Annotated in this window: 5 protein-coding genes; 4 read left to right on the top strand and 1 reads right to left on the bottom strand. The window is 66.4% G+C overall.

Annotated elements, in window-relative coordinates; all coding sequences use genetic code 11:
- The first annotated feature begins 57 nt into the window (after window positions 1–57).
- Window positions 58–921 carry an SAM-dependent methyltransferase gene (locus AB0E63_RS45970; RefSeq protein WP_360381098.1) on the top strand — a complete coding sequence of 288 codons (864 nt, stop codon included), beginning with the start codon at window positions 58–60 and terminating at the stop codon, window positions 919–921.
- Window positions 922–1,010: 89 nt separating this feature from the next.
- Here AB0E63_RS45970 and AB0E63_RS45965 read toward each other — a convergent pair whose 3' ends face one another.
- Window positions 1,011–1,256, bottom strand: coding sequence for a hypothetical protein (locus tag AB0E63_RS45965; protein ID WP_360381095.1), 246 nt, complete (start codon window positions 1,254–1,256; stop codon window positions 1,011–1,013).
- A 449-nt stretch (window positions 1,257–1,705) separates the two neighbouring features.
- On the opposite strand from AB0E63_RS45965, the gene AB0E63_RS45960 reads away from it, so the two are divergent.
- The 3 genes from AB0E63_RS45960 to AB0E63_RS45950 all read left to right on the top strand — a co-directional run bounded on the left by AB0E63_RS45960 (window position 1,706) and on the right by AB0E63_RS45950 (window position 6,595).
- Window positions 1,706–3,337: a LuxR C-terminal-related transcriptional regulator gene (locus AB0E63_RS45960; protein WP_360381092.1), complete on the top strand. Its 1,632-nt coding sequence runs from the start codon at window positions 1,706–1,708 to the stop codon at window positions 3,335–3,337.
- Window positions 3,338–3,403: 66 nt separating this feature from the next.
- On the top strand, window positions 3,404–4,474 hold the full coding sequence (locus AB0E63_RS45955; protein ID WP_360381089.1) for a methyltransferase domain-containing protein: 1,071 nt from the start codon (window positions 3,404–3,406) through the stop codon (window positions 4,472–4,474).
- A 120-nt stretch (window positions 4,475–4,594) separates the two neighbouring features.
- On the top strand, window positions 4,595–6,595 hold the full coding sequence (locus AB0E63_RS45950; protein WP_360381087.1) for a glycoside hydrolase family 3 protein: 2,001 nt from the start codon (window positions 4,595–4,597) through the stop codon (window positions 6,593–6,595).
- Window positions 6,596–6,635 lie beyond the last annotated feature (40 nt).

Below are 6,635 nucleotides of genomic sequence, written 5' to 3'. Positions count from 1 at the left end.
CGGTCGCCGAGTATCTTGTAGTGACACAGACTGCCGACCCGGCAGACGCTTTGTGTGATGCCTACTGCGTTCCGCAGCCTGGTGTGGTACGCCTTCATGACCGAGGAGCTCGCGCTTATGCCTGACGACATCAGCCCCCTGATCCGAACGGACATTCCACACTCGGCACGGATCTGGAATTACTGGATGGGGGGCAAGGACCACTTCGATGTCGACCGTGTCGCGGGCGACGCGGGAGCGGAAGTCGATCCGGACATTGTGACGATGGCTGTGCAATCTCGGCAGTTCCTGGTGCGATCTGTGCGCCACCTGGCTTCCGAGGCCGGCGTGCACCAGTTCCTCGACATCGGAACTGGCCTGCCAACGATGCAGAACACCCATGAAGTCGCTCAGAGCGTGGCAGCTGACTCGAAGATCGTCTACGTCGACAATGACCCGATGGTCCTTGCGCACGCCCGCGCATTGTTGACCAACACCACGCCCGAGGGAGTGACCACCTACATCAACTGTGACTACCACGAGCCCGAGCAGATCGTTGCCGAGGCCAAGAACGTGCTGAACTTCAATCAGCCGATCGGCGTCATGTTCATGGGCGTGCTCGGCCACGCTCACACCTACGATGACATGCGCCGCATCGTTTCCACGGTGATGGATGCCGTCCCTTCGGGGAGCTACCTCACCTTGTGGGATGGCACCACCGACAGCCAGGCATACGTAACGCTTTGCGAGAACTACGCCAAGACCGGTGGTGTTCCCTACGTGCCCCGGCCGCGGGAGGAGATCCGCGCAGTGTTCGACGGACTGGAGATGGTGTCACCTGGCTTCGTATCGATCACGCAGTGGTGGGCAGACGAAGACGACCAGGACCTGAGCGAAGCGCGACCGATCTCCGCCTACGGCGGTGTCGCCCGAAAGCCGTAGCCAGGTCTGCATTCAGTACCTGAACCGCGCCTACACTCCGGTTACCACGAACGAGCCGACCATCCAGCAATGTCAACAGCAACTACCGGCTACGCATCGTCTTCCCCGGCGGTGCGGCATGCATTGGTGGTTCTCCATGGAGGTTGATCGTCAGCGCCCGTCATGGCCTTGGGGTCGCACCATTCCCAGAACTGGTCCCGCGGGATGCCGTGCCGGGCGGCGACAACATCGACCGGATCTGCGGTGGCCAGCGCTTCCTGGGTGATCTCGGCGGCTGCGTGGTGGCCGATGTGTGGCGTTAGGGCTGTGGTCAGCATGGCCGCGTCCGCGTCCACGACCAACTCGTCGACGAACCCGGCGACCGCGCTACACCACTATCGGGGACTCAACTCGAACCCCTGGATATTCCACCGAATGTCGAATGAATCGTCCGGCCTACCGGTAACTCGCCTGGCTAGGGCTTGAGCCTGGCGGGGAACGGTGTGAAGTCGGGGAAGAAACATGCCAAGAACGACGCGACAATGGTCGATGGTGGTCCGTCGATGTCCGGGCGACCAGGCACTGTCGGTTGATCACGAGACTGAACAGCGCCGCCTCCGAAGCGAGCCGTCTGCTCCGTCACTGCTCCGTGGGGTGTTGAGAAGTGGCGAGCAGTGGTGGTCATTGGTGATCAGCGAAAGCGCAGGTCACGCGGCAGATCGGCGTGAATGGCCGATCTGCCCCGTGAGCGGGAGGCATAATTCCCACTTCCCCCGGGGGCCGCAGCGCGTCTACCGTCAACACTGTGGAGGGGGTCGACGATCTCCTCGCGACCGGGCAGAAGTCACTCGGCGACGGGGACTGGACCGCGGCGCGGGCCGCGTTTAGCGCGGCGGTTGACCTCGAGGCGACCGCTGCGGGTCTGGCTGGCCTCGGCGACGCGCAGTGGTGGCTCGGGGACGCGCGAGCCGCCTTCTCCTGCTGGGAAAGGGCCTACGCGCTCTCCCGCCGGACCGAACCCGCTCAGGCGGTCTTCCTGGCCTTGGGTCTGAGCATTCTGTACGACGCCAACTTCGGCGACCGCGCTGCGGCCCAAGGCTGGGGCGCGCGAGCTGTCCGGGTTGCAGCCGAAGTCGGCGATCCAGTAGTGACTGCGTGGGCGTCGTTGGCCCGTGCTGATTCGGCAGACGGTCCTGGGCGGGTTGCGGCCAGGTCGGAGGCGGCGTACGACGTCGCCGCGCGGGCCGGCGATCGCGATCTCGAGTTGTGTGCGCTCAGCCTCTGGGGCTCGGCGCTGATCGACCTGGGCCAGGTCCTCGAGGGCATGGCCTTGCTGGACGAGGCACTGGCCGGCGCGCTGGGTGGTGAAGGCGCACGACCCGACACCGTGGTCTTCACCAGCTGTCTGCTGATGCGGTCGTGCGTGCGTGGCGGCGACTTCCTTCGCGTTGTGCAGTGGACGAGATCGCTGGACAGCTTCATTGCGCGCTACGGGTGTCCGTACCTCCACGCGACCTGCCGAGCGTCGTACGGCGCCGTACTCGTCTCCACTGGCGATTGGCCGCGAGCCGAGAACGAACTGACCGCCGCGACCGAGCTGGCGCGTGACGCGATGCCCGCGGTCCAGGCCGAGGCGGCAGCGTTCTTGGCCGATCTTCGGCTGGGGCAGGGCCGGGTTGGCGAGGCACGTCGGCTGCTCGCCGGGTTCGAGAACCACACCGTCGTCCAGCCCGTCCTGGCAGCGTCGTACCTGGCCGCGGGGGAGGCGGCGACGGCGGTGTCGTTCGTACGACGTCAGCTCGGGCGGACAACTCCTCTGGACGAGGCGCGCCTGCGTGAAGTGCTTGGCGCCGCCTGTCTGGCAGCCGGTGACATCCCGGGCGCTGCTGCGGAGGCTGAGCACCTGTCTGCACTCGGTACGGCGACCGACAGCGGTCTGATCGCAGCACGCGCGGCCCGTCTCTGTGGACGGGCTCTGCTGGCTCAGGGGAAGTCACGTGAGGCGGTGGCTCGGCTATCGGCGGCGCAGTCCTGGTTCGGCCTGTTGGAGATGCCACTGGAGGTTGCGCGTACTCGGATGCTGCTGGCGGATGCCATGGCTGCTGACGACCCCGCTCCTGCCGTTGCGGAGGCGCGGATCGCTCTCGCAACCTTCGAGGATCTGGGAGCAGTTGCTGACGCGGACGCAGCCGCTTCCTGGTTGCGGTCGGCTGGTGCGACCGCGGCTCGTCTCGGTCCCAGAGGCCTTGGCCTGCTGACGAAGCGGGAGCACGACGTACTCGCGGCGCTGGCCGAAGGCTTGCCCAATCCGGAGATCGCGACCCGCCTCTACATCAGTCGCCGGACTGTCGAGCACCACGTGGCCAGCATCCTGTCCAAACTCGGCGTACGGAACCGGACGGAGGCGGCCGCCTACCTCACCCAGGTGAGCGAATAGGCGAGTTCACCGATGCGTGGCCCGATCTCCCGGCGCGATGCTGCAGCAGACAGTTGGGAGATCACCATGAGCGAGACATTGCTGGACCCGGCCCGCCTCGAGACCTTCGGCCGGCAGATGGGCGAGGTACTCAACCACGGCACCCTCGCGCTGATGATGAGCATCGGCCATCAAGTCGGCCTGTTCGACGTGCTCGCGGAGTTGCCGCCGTCCACCAGCCACGAGATCGCCGGTGCGGCCGGCCTGCAGGAGCGGTACGTCCGTGAGTGGCTCGGTGGCATGACCGTCGCAGGTGTCGTCGAGTACGACGCTCAGGACCGCACGTACCGACTGCCGCCGGAGCATGCCGCCTTCCTGACGCGCGCGGGCGGTCCGGACAACCTGGCAGCGGCGACCCAGTTCCTGGTGCTGCTGGCCGGCGTCGAATCATCGCTCGTGGAGTGCTTCCGTCGGGGCGGTGGCGTTCCGTACTCGGCGTACACCGAGTTCCATCGCCTGATGGCCGAGGACAGCGGTGCTGTCTTCGATTCGGCGCTGCTCTCTGCGATCCTGCCGCTCGTGCCCGGGTTGCCTGCCCGGCTGCAGGACGGCATTGATGTGGCCGACATCGGCTGCGGTAGTGGGCATGCCATCAACCTGATCGCCGCTGCCTACCCGCGCAGTCGGTGCGTCGGCTACGACTTCTCCACCGAAGGGATCGCCGCAGGCCGGGCCGAGGCCGCCGCGTTGGGACTGGAGCACGCGGAGTTCGTCGTACGTGATGCCGCCGAACTGGCGGAGACCGAGCGGTTCGACTTCGTCACCGCCTTCGACGCGATCCACGATCAGGCGCACCCCGCGCAGGTCCTGGCCGGAATCGCGGCGTCGCTGCGACCGGGCGGCGTCTTCCTGATGGTCGATATCCAGGCCTCCAGCAATTTGGAGGACAACGTGGACCACCCGTTCGCCACGTTCCTGTACGGCGTCTCGACCATGCATTGCATGACCGTGTCGCTGTCCCTCGACGGCGACGGGCTCGGAACGGTGTGGGGCGAGCAGAAGGCTCGGCAGATGCTGGCCGACGCCGGCTTCTCATCCGTCGACGTCGCCCACGTCGAGGCCGATGCCTTCAATGCCTACTACATCGCCCGCAAATAGACATTGCGCTGGTCCCTGCCGTTCAGCGCATGAAGTACGGCGAATCCTTGACGTGACCGGATGATCGCCGGAGGGTGACGAAGAGAGCGCTCCACTCCTTTCTCGCCCAAGGAGAACGTCATGCGTTTGAGTACTTCATCTCATCGCACCTGGGCCGCGTTCGTTGCCGCCGTCCTGGTGCTGGCACTGGTCTCCGTCCCATCCTCGGACGCCGCCCCCGACCGGACGCCGTACTCCGTCGATGCCTCGGGCCGCACGCTGATCCACAACAGCGGGCAGGCCTACCTGAACGCCAGACTTCCGGTCCGGACGCGGGTCGAGGACCTGCTGCGCCGGATGACGCTGGAGGAGAAGGTCGGTCAGATGACCCAGGCCGAGCGTGGCGCCGTCACGAACGACGCGACGCTGGTCACCACCTGGCGGCTCGGCTCAGTACTGTCCGGCGGTGGCTCGGTGCCGACCCCCAACACGCCGCAAGCCTGGGCGGACATGGTCGACAGGTTCCAGGCTGCCGCCTTGCAGACCCGCCTGCAGATCCCGATCCTGTACGGCGTCGACTCCGTGCACGGCCACGGAAACCTGCTTGGTGCGACGGTCTTCCCGCACAACATCGGACTCGGGTCGAGCTGGGATCCCCAGCTGGTGCAGCGGATCGAGCACGTGGTGGCCGAGGAGACCCGGGCCACCGGACCGCAGTGGGCGTTCGCGCCGTGTGTCTGCGTCGCTCGTGACACCCGGTGGGGTCGCACGTACGAGAGCTTCTCGGAGAGCCCCTGGCTGGTGAGCCGGTTCGCGGCCGCGATCGAAGGATTCCAGGGCACGAACCTCGCCGACCCGGATCGGGTCCTCGCCAGCGCCAAGCACTACGCGGGTGACGGTGACACCGAGTTCGGATCAGCGGCCGGTGATTACACGATCGACCAGGGCATCACGGTGACGAACCGCCGGGACTTCGCCCGGTTCGACCTCGCTCCGTACGTTCCCGCCGTACGCACGTACGACGCCGGCACCGTGATGCCGTCGTTCTCCAGCATCGACTGGACCGAGGACGGTGTCGGCAACCCGATCAAGATGCACGCCAACCGCGAGCTCATCACCGACGTCCTGAAGGGCAAGCTCGGGTTCGACGGTTTCGTCATCTCCGACTGGGAGGGGATCCACCAGCTCCCGGGTGACTGGGCGGCACAGGTCCGGACCGGGGTCAACGCCGGTATCGACATGTTCATGGAGCCGAACGCGTACCAGTCCTTCGAAACCACGCTGCTCGACGAGGTACGGGCCGGCCGAGTGTCGCAGGCGCGGATCGACGACGCCGTACGGCGGATCCTGACCAAGAAGTTCGAGCTCGGTCTGTTCGAGAAGCCCTACACGGACCGTAAGCATCTCGCCGACGTCGGCTCGGCACAGCACCGTGCGCTCGCGCGGCAGGCCGTCGCCGAGTCACAGGTGCTGCTGAAGAACTCCGGCGGCCTGCTGCCGTTGAAGAAGAACGCCAAGGTGTACGTCGCCGGCCGCAACGCCGACGACATGGGGAACCAGGCGGGTGGCTGGACTCTCAGCTGGCAGGGGGCGTCGGGGCAGCACCGGATACCCGGCAATACGATCCTCGACGGCATCCGGCAGGTTGCTCCTCAGGCACAGGTGACCTATAGCAAGGACGGTTCGGCACCGACGGCGGGTAGTGATGTGGCTGTCGTGGTCGTCGGCGAAACTCCTTATTCGGAGGGCTTCGGCGACGTCGGTGGTCCACAGTGGGCCTTCGATCCTGAGGACGCCGGAGTGCCACGTGAACCGAAGAGCCTGGATCTGCAACCGGTGGACAGCGCGGTCGTGGACAAGGTGTGTGGGGCGATCGCGAAGTGTGCGGTGCTGGTCGTCTCCGGCCGCCCACAGGTCATCCCGCCGGCGCAGCTCGGCACGATCGACGCCCTGGTCGCGTCCTGGCTGCCTGGCTCACAAGGCGAAGGCGTAGCCGATGTGCTGTTCGGGAAGCGCCCCTTCACGGGCAAGCTCTCCCACAGCTGGCCGCGCAGTGCCGACCAGGAGCCGATCAACGTCGGCGACGCGAATTACCACCCGCTGTACCCCTTCGGGTGGGGACTCCGCACCAAGGGTCACTAGCTGCTGACCCCAGCGCGTCGCGGTCAGCTACTTGCGTAGC

The sequence above is a fragment of the Kribbella sp. NPDC026596 genome (assembly GCF_040638415.1).
In the GTDB taxonomy this organism is placed as follows: domain Bacteria; phylum Actinomycetota; class Actinomycetes; order Propionibacteriales; family Kribbellaceae; genus Kribbella.
Note: the sequence above shows the minus strand (reverse complement) of the source record. Positions and strands in the feature narration are given on the sequence as shown.

Bases quoted from the DNA above. Each gene is read 5' to 3' on its own strand.
- AB0E63_RS45970 (WP_360381098.1), top strand. From the start codon at position 58: ATGCCTACTGCGTTCCGCAGCCTGGTGTGGTACGCCTTCATGACCGAG.
- AB0E63_RS45955 (WP_360381089.1), top strand. From the start codon at position 3,404: ATGAGCGAGACATTGCTGGACCCGGCCCGCCTCGAGACCTTCGGCCGG.
- AB0E63_RS45950 (WP_360381087.1), top strand. From the start codon at position 4,595: ATGCGTTTGAGTACTTCATCTCATCGCACCTGGGCCGCGTTCGTTGCC.